The sequence below is a fragment of the Nocardia amikacinitolerans NBRC 108937 genome (assembly GCF_001612615.1).
Taxonomy (GTDB): domain Bacteria; phylum Actinomycetota; class Actinomycetes; order Mycobacteriales; family Mycobacteriaceae; genus Nocardia; species Nocardia amikacinitolerans.
The window spans coordinates 219,270-239,346 of sequence record NZ_BDAU01000002.1; the positions used below are offsets into that span (position 1 = coordinate 219,270).

The window sequence follows — 20,077 nt, forward strand, 5'->3', positions numbered from 1 at the left end:
TCCAATACTGCGTTCATGGGGCCAGGCCGCGCGCGATCGCCTCGGTGTTGGCGCGCATCATCTCCAGGTAGGTCTCGGCGCCACCGCCCGGCCCGGTGAGCGATTCGGAGTACAGCGGGACGACTCGGACGTGCAGCCCGGCCTGTTCGGCGAGCACGCGGGCGAGGCGATCAGGTTGGGCGGAGTCGGCGAAGATCGCGCCGACGCCCGCGGCCCGCACGGCGTCGGCTAGTCCGGCCAGATCCGACGAGCTCGGGGAGGCGAGCGTGGTGCCGCCTGGAATCACGGCGCCGATCACCTGAAAGCCGTAACGCTGTGCGAGATAACCGAATACGTGATGGTTCGTGACCAGCTTGCGCCGTTCGGCCGGAATGGCGGCGAACCGCTCGGTCATCCACCGGTCGAGCCGGTCGAGCTCGCCGAGGTAACGCTCGGCGCGCTCGCGGATCGCCGCCGCGTCCACGCCGGCGACGTGCGCGATCACCTCGTCGCGAATCACCTCGACGGCGCGGCGGACGCGCAGCGGGTCGGTCCAGAAGTGCGGGTCGGGGCGATCGGCGCCGACCTCGGGGCGATAGCGCAGCGGGTCGACCCGGTCGCCGACCGCCACCGTCGCGACACCGGCGTGCGCTGCGGCGTCGACGTGGCGCTGCACGCCTTCCTCCAGCCCGAGACCGTTGTGCACGACGAGCCCGGCCCGCTCCAACCGCGCGGCCTGCTGCGCCGAGATAGCGAAGTAGTGCGGGTCGGCGTCGGGCCGCATGAGCACCGTCACCTCGGCGGCGTCGCCGACGATCGCCTCGGTCAGATCGCCGAGGATGTTCGTGGTCACCATGATCTCGCGGCGCTCGGCGTCCGGTGACACGCATCCGGCGAGCACGAGCACGGCGGCGAGGAAGATTCCGAGACGCGCTACGGCTCTCATTCGCCCGCCTCCACCATCAGCGTGGGGGCGATCTCGAGTGGGAAGACGCGAGCTGTCCGCAGGTCGGAGTAGTCGATCTCCAGCACCTTTCGTCCGGCGGGATCGTTGACGTAGGCGCGGCTCGAATCGACCACGATGCTCGACGCGGAGCCGGGCTCGACGAGCTGCTTGCGCGTGAGTTCGCTGCCCGTCGCGGCGTCGTAGGCGTGCAGCACACCATCGGCGGACAACGTCAGCAGCGGCGCGCCCTCCCCCGCGGTGTTCGCCGCGAGCACGGGGCCGGTCTCGACGAAAGTCCACGTCTTGCGGCGAGCGTCGAGCAGCCAGGTCCCGCGCTCCCCCGCCTCGGCCGCCAGCGTGGCGCTGCCGGGGCGGTGGTGGAATTCGACCGCGCGCTCGGCCTGGGGAATCGGGCTCGGGTAGGCGATCTTGGTAGCGGTGGTGCTCCCCTCCTGGACGTTCACGACCAAAGCGCCGTCGGCGCAACCGAAGACGACGCCGATCCTGGTTTTCGCCGTGCCACGCGGTTCCTGGCACGGCTCCGCGGGCGCGGCGACCACCGCTCCGTCACGGCCTCGAACCTCCACCCGGCCATCGGTCCGGCGCGCCACCACCGTGTGTTCCCCCGACGGCACGGCCGGACCGCCCGCGTGCGCGTCGCTGTCGGGCACCGAGCCCGCGTCCAGCGCGGTGCGGTCCAGGAGCGCGGTGTCGCCGCTGCCGAGCACGAGCGCGACGACCGAGGTGTCCGAGGCCGCGGTGACCACCGGTCCAACGGCGTACGCGCCGATATCCCGGATGGGCGCCTTGTAGTAGTGCACGTGGTCACCGTGATCCACCAGCCAGGTGCCGGTGTCGATAATTCGAATCCCTTCCGGCATCGAGAGATACGCGTAGCGTCCGTCGTCAGCTATGTGCGTGATGCCAACGGCGGGCTCGAGCTCGGTGACCTGCTCCGAGATCAGGTCCAGCACCCGCACCGCACCGGACTCCTTGTCCGCCAGAACGAGTCGCGGCTGCGGTTCCGCGGTCTCCTCCGCGCCCTCGACGTAGCCGTGCGGCGCCGATTCGGCCTCGTCGGTAACCCGATCGGCGCCGCAACCGACCAACGGCAGCACCGCCACCAGCACCAAAGGACCGAACTTTCTGCCCGACAACCGGATTCGGCTCCGCAAAGCGGAGAACGTCGCGGACAGGAAGAACAGCGCCACCGCGACCGCCGCGATGGTGGCGCCCGCCGCCGTACCGAGGTGCCAGGAGATCAGCAGTCCGGTCACCGTCGCCAGCGAACCGAGCCCGGCGGCCACGCCCATGATCACCGGAAGCCGGTGCGCCCAGAACATCGCCGCGGCGGGCGGTGCGATGAGCAGGCCGAAGACCAGCAGCGTACCGACGATGTGGAACGAGGCGACGATGGCGAGCGTGAGGAGACCGACCAAGGCCACCTGCGCGACCTTCGGCCGCAACCCGAGCGTGTGCGCGGTGCGCGGATCGAAGGCCAGCGCGACGAAGGCGCGATGGCCGAGCAGCGCGACGGCGGCCGCGACCAGCAGCGCGAGGACCAGGTAGACCAGATCCCGGTCCCGGATCGCCAGCACGTCGCCGAACAGGAAGCCGGTCAGGTCGACCGCGAAAGACTGTGCCCGCGAGACGATCACGACGCCGATCGACAACATGCCGACGAACAGCAACCCGATGCCGATGTCGGCCGAGAGCCGCGCGTTCCTGGTCAGCGCGGACACCCCGAGCGCCATCGCGCCCGCGCTGAACGCCGCGCCCACCAACAGGTTTCCGCCGAGCAGCGCCGCGATCGCGATACCCGGCAGCATCCCGTGCGCCATCGCGTCGGCAAGAAAAGCCATGCCGCGCACCACGACCCAGGTACCGGCGATAGCGCACAGGCACGAGACGAGCAGGCCGCCCCAGAGAGCCCGCTGCACGAACGACACCTCGAACGGGGCGATCAACCACTCCATGAGGCGACACCATAGAATGAAAATGGTTATCATTACAACTGAGTGACGGGAGACACAGTGTGAACCGAGCGGACCTGCGACTGGCCGGATTGTCGGCGGGCTACCGCGGCCGGGCCGCACTGGCGGACGTCACCGCGACCATCCCGACCGGCCGAATCACCGCGGTGCTCGGCCACAACGGCTCCGGCAAGTCGACACTGCTCGCGGCGCTCGCCGGCGTGCTGAAACCGCTGGCGGGGACCGTCGAGCGGCCGGGCATCCGGCGGACCGCGTTCGTCGTGCAGCACAGTGCGGTGCCCGCGACGCTGCCGATCACGGTCCGGGAGACGGTCGCCATGGGACGGTGGGCGCACCGCGGACCGTGGCGGCGCCTGCGGCGAACGGATCGCGCGGTCATCGAGGAATGCTTGGCGCGCATGGACATCGCCGACCTGGCCGACCGGCGCCTGGACACGCTCTCCGGCGGGCAGCGGCAGCGGGCGCTGCTCGCGCAGGCACTGGCCCAAGAGGCCGACCTGCTGCTCCTCGACGAGCCGACCACCGGACTGGATGCCGAAGCGCGGCAACGGATCACGGATCTGCTCGAAGACGTCGTCGGCCGAGGGGTCACCGTCGTGCACGCCACCCACCAGCGCGACGAGGCGCTGCGCGGCGGCCACTGCCTGCTATTGGAGAACGGCAGACTGCTCGCCGAGGGCGATCCGGAGTCGACCATCGCCCTCGGTTCCGCGTCTCGATCGCGCTGCTAACGTCGATGCCGTGTCCGATGCGCTGACCCGCTTCCGCTCCGTTCTCCCGGCCGACACCGAGTGGGAGCCGGTCGACGGCGGGGAGTCCGGGGCGGCCGTGTTCCGCGCCGCCGACGGCTCGCGGTACGCGAAATGCGTCGCGGAGGATTCGATACCCGACCTGCGCGAGGAGTGCGACCGGGTCGCATGGTTCAGCGGCGACGGCATTCCCGGGCCGCAACCGGTCCTGTGGCGGCAGGTCGGCGATGCCGCCTGTCTGGTGACCACGGCCGTGCACGGCGTGCCCGCCGACCGGGTGCCCGCAGAGGAGCTGTCCGCCGCCTGGGCATCGATCGCCGAGGCTGTGCGCACGCTGCACGATATACCCACGGATACTTGTCCGTTCGAACGCGACGTCGCCAAGATGTTCGCCAAGGCCGAGGACGTGGTGGCGCGCGGCGCGGTGAATCCGGAATTCCTTCCGGAGGAACAGCTGAACACGCCGACGCGGGTCCTCTTGGCGCGGCTGCGCGCTCAGCTGGACCTGCGGATCGCGCAGGAGGCCGCGGAATACGTGGTGTGCCACGGCGATCTGTGTCTGCCGAACATCGTCCTCGATCCGGACACCGGGTCGTTCGCCGGATTCCTCGACCTCGGCCGTCTCGGCGTGGCCGACCCGTATGTCGATATCGCCCTGCTGCTGGCGAATTCGCGGGAGACGTGGCCCGACGAGCGCAGCGCGCGGGACGCCGATCGGCGCTTCGCCGAACGCTACGGCATCGATCTCGACGCCGACCGGCAGCGCTTCTACCTGCACCTCGATCCGCTCACCTGGGGGTGAGGCGAATCAGGCCATCGAGATGCCGGTGATCAGGGTGCGGCCGTTGACGGTTTTGGTGGTGATGATCTGGGTGAAGATCCTCGGCTGCTGACCCGGATACTGCTGGGTGAGCCGGACTTCCCAGTGCGACTGCCCATCTCCCGCGCCGACGGCAGTGCGGGTGATCTGGACGCAGTAGCGGGTCCCGACCGGCACCTGGTCGATGCCGCGCTGGATCTGTTCGGCGGGCGGGACCGTCGCGTCGGCGGCGACGACGGCGCGCGCCGCCGGACCCGAACGTTGCACGTAATAGGCGCGTTCGAAGGCGAGGATGGCCGAGGGCCCGTCGGTGGTGCCGCCGATACCGGTGCCCGAGACGACGTCACCGGTGCGGCGCTGTTCGCATCCGGGAGTCGCGACCGCCGTAGGGGAATCGGGTCCCGTCGGCGTAGGCGACGCGGGCGCCGGTGCGTCGTCGGCCGCGGGCACCGAGCTGGTCGGCGCGGTCACGGTGCGCGTTCCGGAGCTGGGGAGCACCGCCCAGATGATCGAGCCGACCGCGACGAGCAGACCGAGGACGATCAGTACCGCGAGGATCTTGTTGCCGCGTTCTTGCTGCTGTTCCTGCGGGCGTGGACGCGGACGGCGCAGTGCGGGACCGGGATTGCCGCCGGTGCGGTCGATGATCGCGGGCACGAACGGCTTGCTGTCGTCGGTGCGGCGGTCCGGTTCCGGCTCGTCGTCGACCGGTACCTGGATCTCGACGGTCGGCTGCTCCGGAAGTTCCTCGGCGCGCGTCGGCGGGTCGAGCCATTCGGCCCACTCGCCCATCCGACGCGGCGGCTTCCGAACCGGCGGCGCGGCGGAGGGTTCCGGCGTGTACGACGGTTCCGGTGCGCGCGGCGGACCGGCTACGGGCGGCAACCCGGATCCGCGCGGCGGCTCGGGCATCCGTGGTGGCGGCTCCGGTGCGCGCAGCGGCGCGCTGTACGACGACCCGGGTTTACCTCCCGCGGGCCGCCGCCGTCGACGCTTGCCCGTGGGAGGCGCGGGCAAGCGCAACATCGGCAGACCCGTGTCGAACGGATTCGGCTGTCCCTGCTCCTTGTTCGACGGGCCCTGGTCAGGGCGCGTCATCGCCGAAGTCGCCGATCACGGCGGCCGGGACGGTGACCGATTCGGGGATCATAGCGGCCGCGGGAACCGTGACGCCGAGCTGGCCGTCGCGCGGCCTGCGGTCCTGATCGCCGCCCATCGGCGGCGGCATCGCGACGCCACCGTGGGTGCCGGGCGGCCCGCTCGGTTCCGGCGCGGGCCGGTACGGCGGCGCGTCCTGCGGCGCGGGCGTGGGCGGGATGATCGACGCGGGCGGCGCCGGCCTCGCATCCGGCTTCGGCGCATCGGGTTTCGCGCTCGGTCCTGTCCCGTTCTGCGCCGGATTCGACGGCGTCGAGCCGCCGCCGAAATCGATAACCTTCGACGGGGTACCGGACGTGCCGCCACCGTTGCCGTTCGTGGTGCTTCCCGGGTTGATCAGCTCCGGGATCGCCTTGTCGATCGCCTTGTCCGCCGACGCGGCAACGGTGTCCATAGCGTGCGTGCCGACCTCGACGATCTTGTCGATCAGGTGCGTGCCGATATCGACGCCCGCCGAGATGGCGGCGGTGCCCAGCTGCACGCCCGCCGAGATGAGCTGCTGCTGGAGTTGGAGCTGGGCGGCCTGCTGCGGGTCGAGCGGCTGGCCCTGCACGGTGGTGCCTGGCACGGTGGTGACCGAGCTACCGCCGATGGACGGCTGGCTGGTGCCGCCGATTCCGCCGGGCTGGGTGACAGTGAGCGGACCCATCTCGTCCAGCCGACGGGTGTGGTCGTTCATCTCGGTGCGCGCGGTGCTCACGGTGGCGATCGCGTCGCGCAGCGCCTGCGCCGCGCGCTCGATGACCGCGTCGGTATCGGGCGCGGCGGTCGCGCCGCCGAGGATTTGCCTTGCGTCGCGGCGGAAGTCGGCGATGATCTGGTCCACCCGACGCGCCGCGCGGGCGCTGGTGGCTTGCGCGTCGCCGAGCACCGACAGGTAGGCGGGCCCGCGGTCGGTGATCTCGCCGATCTCGGTCTGGGTGGTGCGCAGCGCGGGCACGGCGGCGTCCGCGCCGCGCGAGGTCCAGGTGGACTCCAGCGCGTACAGACCGTCCCGGTGCGGGCCTTCGGAATCGGCGGCGTGCGTGGACGCAGCGGACAGCGCGCCGGAGATGGCGCGGTCGGGCAGGGTGGCGCCGGTGCCGAGGGTCGCGCGCAGCGAGAGCATCGGCTGCACGAGCGCCGCGACGATCGGCGGGTCCGATGTCGGATCGTTGCTGACGACCGGCAGCGTGTCGGTGCTGGTCTGTTCGGTGGGTCGCCGTCGGCGTAAACCGCTGAGCCGCCTCATGCCAGCTCCTCCCCCGTCTTCGCCAGCGCGGCCGCGGTCTCCGCGTCACCGGTCTGCATGGCGGCGCCGTAGTCACGCAGCACCTGACCGTAGGCGGCCACCAGCTGACCCGCGGTGGACAGTGCCTGGGTGTGCTCGGACACCGCGGCGGTGAACCGCGCGACGAATTCCGCGCCGACCATGCCGAGATCGGCGTCGAGCTTCTGCGGGTTCACCGCGCCGGACGCGGCGGCCGAGGCCTGCGCCAACTGCTGCGCAACGGTGTCCGCTATCGCGGTGTAGGCGGCCATCGCCGCCGGGTCGAGCTTCAGCGTGTCCATCGTTCCCCCTTCACGGAAAACCAAACTCTCGCTGTCGCATCACGGTTGAGCCGAGCTTACTGTCCGGGTCCGACACCCGCGCCGGATGAACCACGAAACACCGGCGGCACCGCCTGGCCGTGCCGTGCGGGTATGTCCATCGCCGATGATGTGCGCCCGCCCGGTTCGCGACCTTCGTCCAATAGTCGCACGACTCGCCCCGAGATCGGCGGTCTGTCTTGCAATCAACGGCGCGGCGGGTCGGATGCCGCACGGACGGAACGCTTTCCACGACCGCCGACCTGGGCTTTTTCCTAAGCGGATCTCAGCGGGACAGGTCCGGCCACGGCGGGCGCCGCACGATGGCGAGCAGCGCGAGCGTCGCCGACACGAGGCCGATCGTCTGGCCGAACAGCGCGATCCGATTGGCGTCGACGGCGGGTGTCCAGGTGGCCTGCCCGTCCTTCACGACATACACCCCGACCGGTCGCGCGGCCGACCGCAGAATGCCGCCGACCCGCGCGACGGTGACGATGACCGACCCGTCGGGAGTCTCCTGCGGGGTTCCGTAGACGAGGGCACTCGCGTCGCCCGATTGCGTCGCGCCGAGCTGTTCCAGCAGTGACATTGCCGCCCCTTCGTTCCGTGGTCCGATCGCCCGGGCGCGAAAGCCGAGCGCCCAGGCCAGCCTAGTGAGAACGCGGTCCGGTGACGTCCCGAGGACCGAGAAGATTCCATGCGGGAATAGTCGAGGTGGCGATACGTTCGTTGAAGGTGGTTAGTCGAACGAACGAAAGGGGCCGCCGGTGGCGACCGAGACCACGCAGTCGTCCATCGGGCTCCGGTCCGAACGCGGAGCGATTCTCGGCTCGCTGATGCTGGCGACCGGGCTCGTCGCCCTCGATTCGACCATCATCGCCACCGCGGTCCTGTCCATCACCGACAGCCTCGGCGGGTTCGCCCAGTTCCCTTGGCTGTTCTCGATCTATCTGCTCGCGCAGGCGGTGACGGTGCCGATCTACGGCAAACTCGCCGACACGGTCGGACGCAAGCCGGTCATCCTGTTCGGCATCGCGGTGTTCGCGCTGGGTTCGCTGCTGTGCGGGCTCGCGGGCAGCATGGTCGCGCTGATCGTCTTCCGCGCGGTGCAGGGCATCGGCGCGGGCGCCATCCAGCCGATGACCATGGTGATCGCGGGCGACCTGTACACGCTGACCGAGCGGGCCAGGGTCCAGGGCTATCTGGCCAGCGTGTGGGCGATGTCCTCGGTCGCGGGTCCGCTGCTGGGCGGCGTGTTCGCCGATTTCGTCAGCTGGCGCTGGATCTTCCTGATCAACCTGCCGCTCTCGGCGGTCGCGGCCTGGATGCTGGTGCGCAGTTTCCGCGAGGACTCGATGCGGCGCAGCCAGGACATCGACTATCTGGGCGCTGGCCTGCTGACGCTCGGCGCGGGGGCGATCATCCTCGGCCTGCTCGAGGGCGGGCAGGCGTGGGCGTGGTCTTCGCCCGCGAGCATCGGCATCTTCGCGGGCGGCGGGCTGGTACTCGTCCTGTTCGCGCTCGTGGAGCGGCGGGCGGCGAATCCGATTCTGCCGCTGTGGGTGTTCACCCGCCGGGTGGTGGTGGCGAGCAGCCTGGTTTCGGTGCTGATCGGCGCGGTGCTGCTCGGCCTGACCTCGTATGTGCCGACGTTCACCCAGGGCGTGCTCGGCACCGGCGCGCTGGTCGCCGGGCTCACCGTCGGCGCGCTCACCCTCGGCTGGCCGCTGGCCGCCTCCCAGGCCGGAAAGGTCTATCTGCGCATCGGTTTTCGCGGCAGCGCGCTGATCGGCAGCGGGCTCGCGACGCTAGGCGCCGCGTCAACCCTGCTCATCGATGAGCACTCGACGCTGTGGCAGATCGCCGCGTCCTGTTTCGTCATCGGCATCGGCATGGGCCTGGTCGCGACGCCGACCCTGATCGCCGCGCAGACCAGCGCGGAATGGTCCGAGCGCGGGGTGGTGACCTCGGCCAACATGTTCGCCCGCTCGATCGGCAGCGCCGTCGGCGTCGCGGTGTTCGGCGCGATCGTCAACTCCCGTGTCGGCGAGACCGACCATCCCGCACCGCATGTGCTGGCCTCGGCGGTGCATCTGGTCTTCGTGACCGTCGCGGTGATGGCGGCGGTCATGCTGGTGGCCTCGGCCGTGATGCCGAGCCGCCGCGCCGACGGCACGATCTGAGTCCTGCGCTCACTCCGCGGCGCGGCGACCTTCGATCTCGGCAAGAGCGCGGTCGCGCTGGGCGGCGGGCAGACCGGCGGCCGCCGCCCTGACGGATTCGACGGCGTCCGAGGAAAGCGCGGACAGAGTGCTGTGAAACTCGGCCCACAGGTCGTGGTCGGCGGTGGCGCGCAACATGTCCGCGAGCTTCGGTTCCGGCACGAGGCCGACGAAGCGTTCGAGCTGCGTGACTTCGTCGACCAGGAACGCGGTGCGGGTCAGCGCGAGTCCGTCCAGTCGCGCCGCGGTGACGCGCGCCGCGTCGTCGGAAACCGAGGCCATCAGATCGCCGAGGGTGATCCAGTCGGCGCGCTCGGCGAGCAGCTCGGCCACCTCCGCGACCGTGGCCGGAGGCAGTCCGGCGATGATGGTCGCCGCGCGGCGGGCGTCGAGCTGGGCGGCGATGTCGGCGAGGAATTCGGCGGGCAGGCGTTTGGCCACCTCCACCGCGTGTCCTGGGTCGAGCACCGCCGACATCTTGGCGGCGAGCAGCGCGTTGTGGTGGTGGCCGACCAGCTTGGCGAGGATGGGCGTCGGAATGATCTTGGCGGCGCCCGCGATTCGCCGCAGCCCGAAAGACTGGTGGTCGAAGAGCATGTCGGCGACCTGCATACGGAACAGGCGCAGATCCGTGTCGGGCACCTCGGCCAGATAGCCGAGCTCGTCCACCGGGACGCGCAATGTCCTTGCCAGCTTGATCAGCTGCGGATCGGTGGCCGGGGCGGTCACATCCGCACCGCCTTCTTCACCGCGCCGCGCAGCATCTTCGGCACCAGATCGAGCAGGGAGTTCGCCGCCGCCTGAAGGTCGTAGAACTCCTTGTGCTCCGCGCGCTCGACGGTCTCGGCCAGCGCCGCCAGACGGTCCGGCGGCAGCGCCGCGATGGCAGGCGGAAGATCGCCGTCTATCAGTTCGGCCAGCGTCTTCTGCGCCATCGCTACCTCCGTGCGTCGGACGGAATCGAGACCTTTGGTCAACGGTAGCGAACAGGTCCCGAAATACGGATCGCCCCGCGCGGGGCGGGCGCGGGGCGATCGTTTCCGGACGGCCGAGGCCTACTCCCCGACGGAGACCGCTTCCTTCTCGCGCGCACCGCCGCCGAACTTCTCCATCACGAGGTAGCCACCGCACACCAGCACCGCCCACACCGCGCCGACGACGATCGCGGTGCGGCCGCTCTCGGTCCAGAACAGCAGCACGACCACGAGACCGAGGAAGGCGAGCGCAACGATCGAGGTCACCGGCGCACCGGGCAGGCGGTAGTCGCTGGCGGGCACCGACCGGCCGCTCAGCTCGCTGAACCGGGCGGGCGCCTCCTGACGCAGCGACAGGCTGCGCAGCATGCGGCCGGTGGAGTAGATCCCGGAATTGCACGACGAGAGCGCCGCGGTCAGCAGCACGAAGTTGATGATGCCCGCGGCGGCCGGGATGCCGATCTGCTCGAACACCTCGACGAACGGGCTCTTGCCCGCGGGGAAGATCAGCACGTCACGGTACCGGCGGGCGCCGAGCCGGTGACGGACACGGTCTACGCGAAGTGGCTGTTGCCCGGGGGCCCATTCTATGTCACCATCGATGTCATCAATGATGACAACAGCGGTGACGAGAGGGTGCACATGCCGGACAAGAGCGCTCGACCGCCCCGGCTGACCAGGGATCGCATCGTGGAAGCGGCGGTGCGGATCGCGGCGCGCGGTCGTCCCGACGGGCTCACCGGCCGCGCGCTCGGCGAGGAACTCGGCGTCGACCGCTCCGCCGTGTGGCGGCACTTCACGGACAAGGACGCGCTGCTGCGCGCCGTCGGCGACCGGCTGCTGACCCTCGCCTACGAACAGGTGCCCGCCGGGCTGGAGCCGAAGGCTCGGCTGGAGGCGCTGGCCAGGGCGGTCGTGCGGGTCTTCGTGGGTCACCCGTACGTCGGCTCGGCGATCGCCTCCCGCACGACGAGAGGGCCCGGCGAGTTCGCGGTGGTCGACATGATGCTCACCGCCTTGGCCAAGCTCGGCCTCTCCCCCGACGACGTGGTCCGCTACCAGCGCATGCTCGCCGTGAGCGTCCTGTCCTACGCCGGCGTCAGCGCGGGCTACGCGGTGTTGCCGCAGAAGGTCCGCGAGGCCGATGAAAGGGCTTGGACGCGTGAGTATTTCGCCGCCGATGCCGAGCAGTATCCCGGTATCGCCGAATACTCCGCTCGACTGGCGGCCGTCGGGCCGGACGCGGTGCTGGACACCATGATCGAGGCCTTCTGGACCGCGGTCGACGCGCGCACCCTGTCGAACACCAACGAGCGGAACGATTTTCATGACTGACCAGCCCACCCCCTCCCGGCTCCGCCGTTACGCGCCGCGGATCGTCTTGGCCCTCGGTGTGATCGTGGCCGTGGTGATCGGCGCCGCCTTCGCCGCCACGCCGCTGCTGCGCATTCCGGGACCGACCACGCTCGCGCAGCTGCTGAGCGACGCCCCTTCCACGCAGGGCGGCCTGTTCGAGAGCAGGATCGTACCGGCCGCGCCGACCCCGCGCCCCTTCCCCGCCGCACCGTCGCCGCTGCCGGACACGGTGCCGTGGAAGGGTTCTCGCGTTCCGGTCCCGGAATTCCTCGCCGCCACCGGCACCAACTCGTTCCTCGTGGTGCGCGACGGCAAGCTGACCACCGAGTGGTACCGCTCTGGCGTCGGGCCGACCACCAAGCAGTCCTCCTGGTCGGTGGCGAAATCCGTGGTGTCCCTGTTGATCGGCCGCGCCGTCGAGGCGGGCAAGCTGCGCGAGGACGACCGGCTCGTCGACATCCTGCCCGAGCTCGCCAACGGCACCGACTACGACACCATCACCATCCGTCAGCTGCTGGACATGGCGTCCGGCGTGGACGTTTCCGAGAACTACAACCCGTACTGGCCGTTCACCGGCACGGCACGCATGTATCTCACCGAGGATCTCGCCGGTTTCGTCCGCGACCACCGCGACCTGCGGTTCGCGCCGGGCAGCCGCGGCGATTACCGCAGCGTGGACACCCAGCTGCTCGGCATGGCGCTGGCCGAGGTCGAAGGCAAGCCGCTCGGAGAGCTTCTCGCCCAACAGCTCTGGGCTCCGATCGGCGCCGAGGACGACGCGCTGTGGAACCTCGATCGGGCGGGCGGGCAGGAGAAGGCGTTCTGCTGCCTCAACGCCACCGCCCGCGACTTCGCCAAGATCGGTCAGCTGGTGCTCGACAGCGGCCGGGTCGGCGCGACCCAGGTGATCCCGCCCGCGTGGATCGAGCGGCTCTCCAAGCCCTCGCCGCTGCCCGTCATCGACTGGGGTTACGGCGCGCAATGGTGGCACCCGACCGGAGCCGAACCCGATCTCATGGCCATCGGCGTCTACGGCCAGTACATCTACGTCGACCCGCCGAGCCGCACCGTGATCGTCAAGCTCAGCGATCACGGCACCGCCCAGGACGAAGCGGAGACGATCGCGGTCTTCCGCGCGCTCGCCGCCGCGGGCTGACGCGCCGGAAATATGTCGGTGACGCGGGACGTTCTGGAGGTGGCCGTCTACTTCGGAGGAGCCGCATGATCGACGTCCCGCTGTCCGTCCTGGATCTCGCGCCCGTGCAGACCGGCGCGAGCCCCGGCGAGGCGCTCGCCGCCACCACGGAACTGGCGCGGCGGACCGAGGCGTTGGGCTATCGACGGTTCTGGGTGGCCGAGCACCACAACATGCCTGGCATCGCGAGCTCGTCCCCGAGCGTGGTCATCGCGCACTTGGCGGCGGCGACCACGACGATCCGGGTGGGTTCGGGCGGTGTCATGCTGCCCAACCACGCGCCACTGGTGGTGGCCGAGCAGTTCGGCACCCTCGACGCCCTGCATCCTGGCCGGATCGATCTCGGCATCGGCCGCGCGCCCGGCACCGACCAGGCCACCGCGCTGGCTCTGCGGCGCACCAGCGAGGGGCTGTCGGCGGAATCGTTCCCCAGCGAACTGGCCGATCTGCTGCGGTACTTCCGTGGCGCGGGACCGGGCGGCATCATCGCGACGCCCGGCCGCGGTGCGGAACCGGAGATCTGGCTGCTCGGTTCCAGCGGGTACAGCGCGCAGGTGGCGGCGGTGCTCGGCGTGCGTTTCGCCTTCGCCCACCACATCAGCCCGACCAACACCGAGGCCGCACTCGAGTTGTACCGCAAGAACTTCCGGCCGTCCGAGCATCTCGAGCAGCCGTACGCCATGGTGGCCTTCTCGGCGATCTGCGCCGATACGGACGAACGCGCCGACGCCATGGCGCGTCCGCGCGATCTCGCCTTCCTGCTACTGATGTCCGGGCGGCCGCGGGCGTTGCCGACGCCGGAGGAAGCCGCGGCCTTCCGGCCCTCGGAGCGGGAGCGCCACTTCATCGCACAGCGCCGCGCCGGTCAGGTGATGGGCTCGCCGGAGACGGTACGCGGCCAGCTCGACGAGCTGCTGCGGCGCACCGAAGCCGACGAGCTGATGCTCAACACCCTCGTCTACGACATCGAGGACCGGGCCCGCTCCTTCGAACTGATCGCCAAAGTCGCAGCGGTGTAAAAGCTTTCAGTGCAACGGGAAACCGTGACCGGCCAGCGCCTCGCGCAGCCGGTCGCGGCCGTTCAGGCTCCGGGCCGAGGCGTTGGCGGGCCGGCCGCCCGTCTGCGGTAACCCTCACGGTGAGCCGAACAGCACCCCGGCACGCCCGAAGGAGGGGTAGGGTTGGTAAGGCATACCTAAATCATCCACTCTCCGGGAGGTCACCTTGGCACGCCCCCGCACTACCCTCACCGTGTTGCGCACCGAATGGCTGACCCCGCACCTGGTCCGCGTCCACTTCGGTGGGCCGGGCTTCGCCGCGTTCCAGCCCAGCGAGTTCACCGACTCCTACGTCAAGTTCATCTTCCCGCGCGACGGTATCGAGGTGCTGCGTACCTACACCGTCCGCTCGGTGGACGTCGAGGCCGGAATGCTCGTCGCGGACTTCGTCTTCCACGGTTCCGAGGGCATCGCGGGCCCATGGGCCGCCTCGGTGCAGCCAGGCGAGACCATCGACGCCTACGGTCCGGGTGGCGCGTATTCACCGCGCGCCGACGCGGACTGGCACCTGCTCGCCGGTGACGAGGCGGCGCTGCCCGCGATCGCGGCCGCGCTGGAGGCCATGCCCGACGACGCCGTCGGCTACGCCTTCGTCGAGGTGTCGGGACCGGACGACGAGCTGAAGCTGGACAAACCCGCGGGCGTCGAGCTCACCTGGCTGCACCGCGGCGCGCGGCCCGCGGGCGAACTGCTCGCCGAGACCGTGCGGGCCACGCCGTGGCGGGACGGCCGGGTCCAGGTGTTCATCCACGGCGAGGCGCAAGCGGTGATGCACGACCTGCGCCGCTACATCCGCAGAGAACGGCAGGTGCCCGCGGAGTGGGCCGCGTCGATCTCCGGCTACTGGCGCCGCGGCCGCACCGAGGAGGGTTTCCGCGAGTGGAAGGCGGATCTGGCCGCCAAGGAGACGGTCGGATAGGCGCGCCGCTCGAGCGTGTTTCCGAGGACGAGTTCACCAGGGTGCGTGCCCTGGCCGGGTTGCCGGTGCGATCGCGACACATGGCGGTAGACGGCGCTAGTCTCCCCAGCCGCTCATGGCGAGGATCGCGTCCCAGGTCAGGTAGGGCAGTTCCGGATGGCGCTGCCGGAGGATTTCGCCGGGGAGCGAGCCGGGCGGCGCCTTGCGCGGGTTCGCGAGCGCCTGTGTTTCGACGGAGTCGGCGAGTGCTCGGCTGCCACCGAGCCGGGGATAGCGCGCGTGCACCAGATCGGCGTAGCCGGGCGGCAGGTCGGCCGGGCTGCCGCCGATGTCGAGGCCGATGCCGTGCACCGCGATCCAGATCTCCGGCCGACGCCTGCGGCGGTAGACGGGCGAATCGCTGAGACCCGTGGTGTGCGCGGCGATCGCGTCCCAGACGACGTCGACCCGGTCGTCGGTGACGCCGTTGTCCTCCAGGAAGCGGGCGGCGTAGTCCGCGCCGTCGACCTCGAAACGCTGGTCGCCGTTGGCGATCTCGCCGAGGCCGATGTCGTGCAGCGCGCAGATCAGATACATCAGCTCGTCGTCGTAGCCGGATCCGGGCGCGAGGCCGTGCTCGGCGGCGACGGCCCTGGCGAACAGGAAGCCGCGCACGCTGTGGTTGCGCAGGTGCGGCGCCAGCTCGCGGTCGATCAGTTCGGTGGCACGGCTCGCCAACGGTGTCGTGGGCAGTGCGAGCGGGTCCTGTTGCGCGAGCGCGTGATCGGCGGACCACGCGAACGCGGCACCCGCCAACCCGGCGCCGAGGGCGGTGCGACGTGACATGGACATGGGTCTCCCCTCGTTCGGTGAAATACGCCGTCGCGCCGCGGAATACGGCGCGCGGATGGGAATTCAGCGCGTTGCCGCGCGGAATCTGTTGCGGTAGTCGGTCGGCGTGACGCCGAGTCGTTTGAGGAAGGTGCGGCGCATGGTCTCCTCCGAGCCGAGTCCGCTGCGGCGCGCGACAGTCGCCACGCCATCGTCACCCGCCTCCAGCAGGCGCTGGGCGGTCTCGATCCGCGCCCGCTCCACGTACTGGGCGGGGGTCATGCCGATTTCCTTGCGGAACAACCTGGTCAGGTGACGTTCGCTCACCGCGGCGCGCGCGGCGAGTGCCGCCAGGCTGTGGTCGGCCGAGGGGTCGGCGACGACGGAATCCACCGCCGCGCGCAGGCCGCCGGCCCGCGGTGTCGCGATGCCGGTGTGCAGGCTGAACTGCGACTGGCCGCCAGGGCGGCGCAGGAAGACCACGAGATGTTTGGCGATCGAGCGCGCAGCCTCGGGCCCGTGATCGTCCTCGACCAGTGCCAGCGCCATGTCGATGCCCGCGCTCACGCCCGCGGAGGTGACGATCCGGCCGTCGCGCACGTAGATCGCGTCCGGCCGCACGGCGACGCGCGGAAACCGTTGCGCCAGTTCGTCACACGCCAGCCAGTGCGTGGTCGCCCGCCGTCCGTCCAGCAGGCCCGCCTCGGCGAGCACGAAAGCGCCGGTGCAGACCGACGCCACGCGGCGCGCGCTCCTCGCGGCGGCGCCGACCGATCGAACCAGGTCCGCGGGCAGCGGAGCACCGACCGCGTAGCCCGGCACGAGCAGGGTGTCGGCGCGCGGGGCGAGTTCATCGATGCAGCCCTCCACGCCGAGCGGCGCACCCACGTCGGTGCGCACCGGCGCGCCATCCGGCGAGGCGAACCGGACGCGATGACCCGCCCAGTGCAGAACCTGCACCGGTCCGGCGACGTCGAGCAGCAGCACGCCCTCCGCGATCGCCACCACCACATCGCCCCGGTCCTGTTCCATACAGCCAGTCTGGGCGGGGGCGTGCGTGTCCACAAGGACACGTAACCCTCGGATCCGGACCTAGACCGAACCGCTCAGCGATCTACGGCGGCGGGTTCGCCCGTCGGGCTCGGCGCGGGGCGGTCGACGTTGTGGAAGCCAGGGAGGTGGCGGTCGACGGCGGGGATCATGAGCTGGATCAGCGGGCCGATGCCGAAGGCGTAGACGAGGGTGCCGATACCGACGCTGCCGCCGAGCAGCCAGCCGGTGGCCAGGACCGTCACCTCGATGGTTGTGCGGATCGCTCGGACGGACCAGCCGGTGCGGCGGACCAGGCCAGTCATCAGGCCATCGCGCGGACCGGGCCCCATGCCCGCGCCGATGTAGAGGACGGTGGCGGCGGCGTTGAGCACGACGGCCGCGAGCATCGCGGCGACGCGTACCGGCAGCGAATCCCAGGTGGGCAGCAGCCACAGGCCGACGTCCACCGACAACCCGATCACCACGATATTGCTGACCGTGCCGAGTCCGGGCCGCTGCCGCAACGGAATCCAGGCGAGCAGAACCACCGCTCCGGTCACCGCGGTCACCGCGCCGAAGCTCAGCGGCACGTGATGGGCGACGCCCTGGTGGAAGACGTCCCACGGGTCGAGCCCGAGCCCGGCGCGCACCATCACCGCCATGGAGAACCCGTACATCCACAATCCGCTGTAGAGCGCGACCAACCGCCGAAGAAGCATTGGCCAAGCATGACGACCACTGGCCTGGCACAACAGAGCCAGTCGCCAACAACTGGCCCACTGCGCGGCGCGCGCAACCAGTCCACCGGTTCCCGGAACAGAACCGTGCGCCACACGGGATGCACTTCACACCCGCGCGGGTGGGCCAACGTCGGGCGGTAGCGTCGGGAGGATGAGCAGCCTGGAGGTGGCAGTCGTCGGATATGGCCTGGCCGGTGCGGTGTTCCACGCGCCGCTGATCGCCGCGGAACCGCGGATGCGGGTGGCGGCGGTGGTCACCGGGTCGGCGGAGCGCGCCGAGCAGGCCCGTCGCGCGCACGACGGGGTGCGGGTCTTTCCCGACGTCGACACGCTGTTCGAGGACATCCGCGGCATCGACCTGGTGGTCGTCGCGACGCCCAACCGCACCCACGCGCCGCTGGCCGCGCGAGCGTTGGACGCGGGGATTCCGGTGGTGGTGGACAAGCCGTTCGCGGTCACCGTCGGCGAGGCCGAGGAGGTGGTGGCGCACGCCGAACGGGCGGGCGTCGCGCTGTCGGTCTTCCAGAATCGGCGCTGGGACGGTGATTTCCGGACCGTCCGCGAGCTGGTCGAGGGCGGCGGGCTCGGCGCGGTGCGGCGCTTCGAGTCCCGGTTCGAGCGATGGCGTCCGGTGTCGAAGGGCGGCTGGCGGGAGGTCGGCAGCGCCGCCGACGGCGCGGGACTGCTCTTCGATCTCGGCAGTCACCTGGTCGACCAGGCGCTGACGCTGTTCGGCCCGGTCCACTCGGTGTACGGCGAGCTGGACCGTCGACGTCCCGGCATCCAGACCGACGACGACGTCTTCCTCGCACTGACCCACGAGAACGGTGTCCGCTCGCACCTGTGGATGAGCGCGGTTGCGCCGCAACTCGGTCCGCGCTTCCGGGTACTCGGCGCCGACGCCGGATACGTCACCTACGGTCTCGACCCGCAGGAAGACGCGTTGCGCGCCGGCCGCGACCCGCGCGAAGACGACTGGGGGACGGTCGAACCCGAGCGGTGGGGATCGCTCGGCGCCGAACCGGATCTCGCGCCGCATCCGACGCTGCCGGGCGACTACCCGGCCTTCTACGCCGAGATGGCCGCCGCGATCCTGGACGGAACGCCGGTCCCGGTCGACCCCCGCGACGCCGTCGCGGCGCTTCGGGTGCTCGCGGCGGCGCGCCGATCGGCCGAGTCCGGGACCGCGCAACTCGTCTGAAGTCCGCAGGGGATTCGTCCCCGGTGCGGTTCCGGCGCGCGACCGATAGGGTGCGGCGGTGAACACCGCCGAACTGGTCGACCGCGGCGCCTCCATCGCGGATCGACTCACCACCACGCAGACCCCACCGCCTTGGCAATTGGTAGTCCTCACGGGGGTGGCGGCGCTGGTGCTCGTCGGCTACGGCCCGCTGTGGCGGATCACCCGCAACGTGGTCACCATCGCGCACGAGGGCGGGCACGCGTTGAGCGCGCTGCTCACCGGCCGCAGGCTCAACAGCATCACGCTGCATTCCGACACCTCGGGACTGACCGTCTCCAGCGGAAAACCCTACGGCCCCGGCATGATTCTCACCGCCATGGCGGGCTATCCCGCGCCGCCGCTGCTCGGATTGGGTTTCGCGGCGCTGCTCGGCGCGGAGCGCATCACACTGATGCTGTGGACGTCCATCGCGCTGCTGGCCGCCGTGCTGATCAAGGTCCGCAACATCTACGGGCTTTTCACCGTCTTCGCGCTGGGCGCGACGGTGTTCGCGGTGTCGTGGTTCGGCACCGATACGACGCAGGCCGCGTTCGCCTATCTCGCCGCGTGGTTCCTGCTGCTCGCCGGTCTGCGTCCGGTCATCGAGATGCAGCGCGGGCGGGTGCACCGCTGGCGACAGCCGGGCAACGTCGACTCCGATGCCGATCAGCTGGCCCGGCTGACCCACCTTCCCGGGCTGCTGTGGGTGCTGTTCTTCGCGGCGGTCGCGATCGCCGCGCTTGTCGTTGGCGGCGGGCTGATGCTGTCGGACGCGACGGGGGTCTGTCTTCCGGTGGTGTCGGGCGAGTGTGCGCCGCCCGGCGTGCGCTAGGAGGGGCAGCTGTCCAGGACGGCGATCGTCTCCCGGACCAGGTCCGCGGGCGGGCGGGTGGCGTCGACGACGATGCCGCGCTCGTCGCTGCCGAGCGGTTCCAACGCGGCGAGCTGGGAGTCGAGCAGGCTCGGCGGCATGAAATGGTCGCGGCGCGTGGACATCCGCCGGGCCAGCTCGTCGCGGGTCGCCGTCAGGTGCAGGAACAGAACGTCAGGTGCGGCCGCCCGCAACCGATCCCGATAGCCGCGCTTCAGTGCCGAGCAGCTGACGACGCCGCCCCGGACCGACTGCGCAGCCAGCCAGGCGGCGATGCGGTCCAGCCACGGCGCGCGGTCGGCGTCGGTGAGCGGTTCGCCCGCCCTCATCTTGGCGACATTGGCGGGCGGGTGGAAGTCGTCGCCCTCGGCGAACTCGACCCGCAACGCGCGCGCGAGCCGGTCCCCGACGGTCGACTTGCCGGATCCGGAGACGCCCATGACGACGACGCGCGGGGCTCGGG

21 protein-coding genes and 1 pseudogene are annotated in these 20,077 nt (G+C 70.7%); 9 read left to right on the forward strand and 13 right to left on the reverse strand.

The window, feature by feature from the left end:
* Positions 1 to 13: 13 nt before the first annotated feature.
* The gene (gene aztC / locus NAM01S_RS03240; protein ID WP_067778901.1) at positions 14 to 925 is read right to left on the reverse strand and encodes a zinc ABC transporter substrate-binding protein AztC; all 912 of its coding nucleotides are present in this window, start codon (positions 923 to 925) and stop codon (positions 14 to 16) included.
* Positions 922 to 2,901, reverse strand: coding sequence for a zinc ABC transporter permease AztB (aztB, locus tag NAM01S_RS03245; protein WP_067778904.1), 1,980 nt, complete (start codon positions 2,899 to 2,901; stop codon positions 922 to 924). The genes aztC and aztB overlap by 4 nt, the downstream gene beginning before the upstream one ends.
* A gap of 59 nt (positions 2,902 to 2,960) precedes the next feature.
* Here aztB and aztA point away from each other — a divergent pair, with 59 nt between their 5' ends.
* Together aztA and NAM01S_RS03255 are read left to right on the forward strand one after the other, a co-directional pair.
* Positions 2,961 to 3,650, forward strand: coding sequence for a zinc ABC transporter ATP-binding protein AztA (gene aztA / locus NAM01S_RS03250; protein ID WP_218018327.1), 690 nt, complete (start codon positions 2,961 to 2,963; stop codon positions 3,648 to 3,650).
* 10 nt (positions 3,651 to 3,660) lie between these two features.
* Positions 3,661 to 4,470 carry an APH(3'') family aminoglycoside O-phosphotransferase gene (locus NAM01S_RS03255; protein WP_084482367.1) on the forward strand — a complete coding sequence of 270 codons (810 nt, stop codon included), beginning with the start codon at positions 3,661 to 3,663 and terminating at the stop codon, positions 4,468 to 4,470.
* A gap of 6 nt (positions 4,471 to 4,476) precedes the next feature.
* Here the strand turns inward: NAM01S_RS03255 and NAM01S_RS03260 are convergent, their stop codons facing one another.
* The 4 genes from NAM01S_RS03260 to NAM01S_RS03275 all read right to left on the reverse strand — a co-directional run bounded on the left by NAM01S_RS03260 (position 4,477) and on the right by NAM01S_RS03275 (position 7,804).
* Positions 4,477 to 5,586, reverse strand: coding sequence for a DUF8176 domain-containing protein (locus NAM01S_RS03260; protein WP_157107575.1), 1,110 nt, complete (start codon positions 5,584 to 5,586; stop codon positions 4,477 to 4,479).
* Positions 5,573 to 6,877 (reverse strand): hypothetical protein, encoded by a 1,305-nt coding sequence (locus NAM01S_RS03265; protein WP_067778910.1) that lies wholly within the window; start codon positions 6,875 to 6,877, stop codon positions 5,573 to 5,575. Before NAM01S_RS03265 ends, NAM01S_RS03260 begins: the two co-directional genes overlap by 14 nt.
* Positions 6,874 to 7,197, reverse strand: coding sequence for a hypothetical protein (locus NAM01S_RS03270; RefSeq protein WP_067778913.1), 324 nt, complete (start codon positions 7,195 to 7,197; stop codon positions 6,874 to 6,876). The genes NAM01S_RS03265 and NAM01S_RS03270 overlap by 4 nt, the downstream gene beginning before the upstream one ends.
* Positions 7,198 to 7,501: 304 nt before the next feature.
* Positions 7,502 to 7,804, reverse strand: a complete 303-nt coding sequence (locus tag NAM01S_RS03275) for a hypothetical protein (RefSeq protein ID WP_067778916.1) — start codon at positions 7,802 to 7,804, stop codon at positions 7,502 to 7,504.
* Positions 7,805 to 7,982: 178 nt separating this feature from the next.
* Between NAM01S_RS03275 and NAM01S_RS03280 the strand changes: the two genes are divergently transcribed.
* Positions 7,983 to 9,398 carry an MDR family MFS transporter gene (locus tag NAM01S_RS03280; RefSeq protein ID WP_067778919.1) on the forward strand — a complete coding sequence of 472 codons (1,416 nt, stop codon included), beginning with the start codon at positions 7,983 to 7,985 and terminating at the stop codon, positions 9,396 to 9,398.
* A 9-nt stretch (positions 9,399 to 9,407) separates the two neighbouring features.
* Here NAM01S_RS03280 and NAM01S_RS03285 read toward each other — a convergent pair whose 3' ends face one another.
* From NAM01S_RS03285 to proY, 3 genes and pseudogenes are all read right to left on the reverse strand, one after another.
* Positions 9,408 to 10,166: a hypothetical protein gene (locus NAM01S_RS03285; protein WP_067778921.1), complete on the reverse strand. Its 759-nt coding sequence runs from the start codon at positions 10,164 to 10,166 to the stop codon at positions 9,408 to 9,410.
* The gene (locus NAM01S_RS03290; RefSeq protein ID WP_067778924.1) at positions 10,163 to 10,372 is read right to left on the reverse strand and encodes a hypothetical protein; all 210 of its coding nucleotides are present in this window, start codon (positions 10,370 to 10,372) and stop codon (positions 10,163 to 10,165) included. Before NAM01S_RS03290 ends, NAM01S_RS03285 begins: the two co-directional genes overlap by 4 nt.
* Positions 10,373 to 10,492: 120 nt before the next feature.
* Positions 10,493 to 10,915 (reverse strand): annotated as a pseudogene (gene proY / locus NAM01S_RS03295) (proline-specific permease ProY); the annotation flags it as partial.
* Between the two features lie 138 nt (positions 10,916 to 11,053).
* On the opposite strand from proY, the gene NAM01S_RS03300 reads away from it, so the two are divergent.
* The 4 genes from NAM01S_RS03300 to NAM01S_RS03315 all read left to right on the forward strand — a co-directional run bounded on the left by NAM01S_RS03300 (position 11,054) and on the right by NAM01S_RS03315 (position 14,939).
* Positions 11,054 to 11,746, forward strand: a complete 693-nt coding sequence (locus tag NAM01S_RS03300) for a TetR/AcrR family transcriptional regulator (protein ID WP_157107576.1) — start codon at positions 11,054 to 11,056, stop codon at positions 11,744 to 11,746.
* The gene (locus tag NAM01S_RS03305) at positions 11,739 to 12,923 is read left to right on the forward strand and encodes a serine hydrolase domain-containing protein (protein ID WP_067778936.1); all 1,185 of its coding nucleotides are present in this window, start codon (positions 11,739 to 11,741) and stop codon (positions 12,921 to 12,923) included. Before NAM01S_RS03300 ends, NAM01S_RS03305 begins: the two co-directional genes overlap by 8 nt.
* A 65-nt stretch (positions 12,924 to 12,988) precedes the next feature.
* The gene (locus tag NAM01S_RS03310) at positions 12,989 to 13,981 is read left to right on the forward strand and encodes an LLM class flavin-dependent oxidoreductase (protein WP_067778939.1); all 993 of its coding nucleotides are present in this window, start codon (positions 12,989 to 12,991) and stop codon (positions 13,979 to 13,981) included.
* A 205-nt stretch (positions 13,982 to 14,186) separates the two neighbouring features.
* Positions 14,187 to 14,939 (forward strand): siderophore-interacting protein, encoded by a 753-nt coding sequence (locus tag NAM01S_RS03315; RefSeq protein ID WP_067778941.1) that lies wholly within the window; start codon positions 14,187 to 14,189, stop codon positions 14,937 to 14,939.
* Between the two features lie 96 nt (positions 14,940 to 15,035).
* Here NAM01S_RS03315 and NAM01S_RS03320 read toward each other — a convergent pair whose 3' ends face one another.
* The 3 genes from NAM01S_RS03320 to yczE all read right to left on the reverse strand — a co-directional run bounded on the left by NAM01S_RS03320 (position 15,036) and on the right by yczE (position 17,500).
* Positions 15,036 to 15,770, reverse strand: a complete 735-nt coding sequence (locus tag NAM01S_RS03320; protein WP_067778944.1) for an HD domain-containing protein — start codon at positions 15,768 to 15,770, stop codon at positions 15,036 to 15,038.
* 63 nt (positions 15,771 to 15,833) lie between these two features.
* Positions 15,834 to 16,781 (reverse strand): GlxA family transcriptional regulator, encoded by a 948-nt coding sequence (locus NAM01S_RS03325; protein WP_067778947.1) that lies wholly within the window; start codon positions 16,779 to 16,781, stop codon positions 15,834 to 15,836.
* A 74-nt stretch (positions 16,782 to 16,855) separates the two neighbouring features.
* Positions 16,856 to 17,500: a membrane protein YczE gene (gene yczE / locus NAM01S_RS03330; RefSeq protein ID WP_067778950.1), complete on the reverse strand. Its 645-nt coding sequence runs from the start codon at positions 17,498 to 17,500 to the stop codon at positions 16,856 to 16,858.
* Between the two features lie 172 nt (positions 17,501 to 17,672).
* On the opposite strand from yczE, the gene NAM01S_RS03335 reads away from it, so the two are divergent.
* Together NAM01S_RS03335 and NAM01S_RS03340 are read left to right on the forward strand one after the other, a co-directional pair.
* Positions 17,673 to 18,722, forward strand: coding sequence for a Gfo/Idh/MocA family oxidoreductase (locus tag NAM01S_RS03335; protein ID WP_067778953.1), 1,050 nt, complete (start codon positions 17,673 to 17,675; stop codon positions 18,720 to 18,722).
* A 58-nt stretch (positions 18,723 to 18,780) separates the two neighbouring features.
* Positions 18,781 to 19,575, forward strand: a complete 795-nt coding sequence (locus tag NAM01S_RS03340) for a M50 family metallopeptidase (RefSeq protein WP_067778956.1) — start codon at positions 18,781 to 18,783, stop codon at positions 19,573 to 19,575.
* On the opposite strand, the gene NAM01S_RS03345 is transcribed toward NAM01S_RS03340, so the two are convergent.
* Positions 19,572 to 20,054 carry a gluconokinase gene (locus NAM01S_RS03345; RefSeq protein WP_067778959.1) on the reverse strand — a complete coding sequence of 161 codons (483 nt, stop codon included), beginning with the start codon at positions 20,052 to 20,054 and terminating at the stop codon, positions 19,572 to 19,574. The two genes, NAM01S_RS03340 and NAM01S_RS03345, sit on opposite strands and share 4 nt — an antisense overlap.
* Positions 20,055 to 20,077 lie beyond the last annotated feature (23 nt).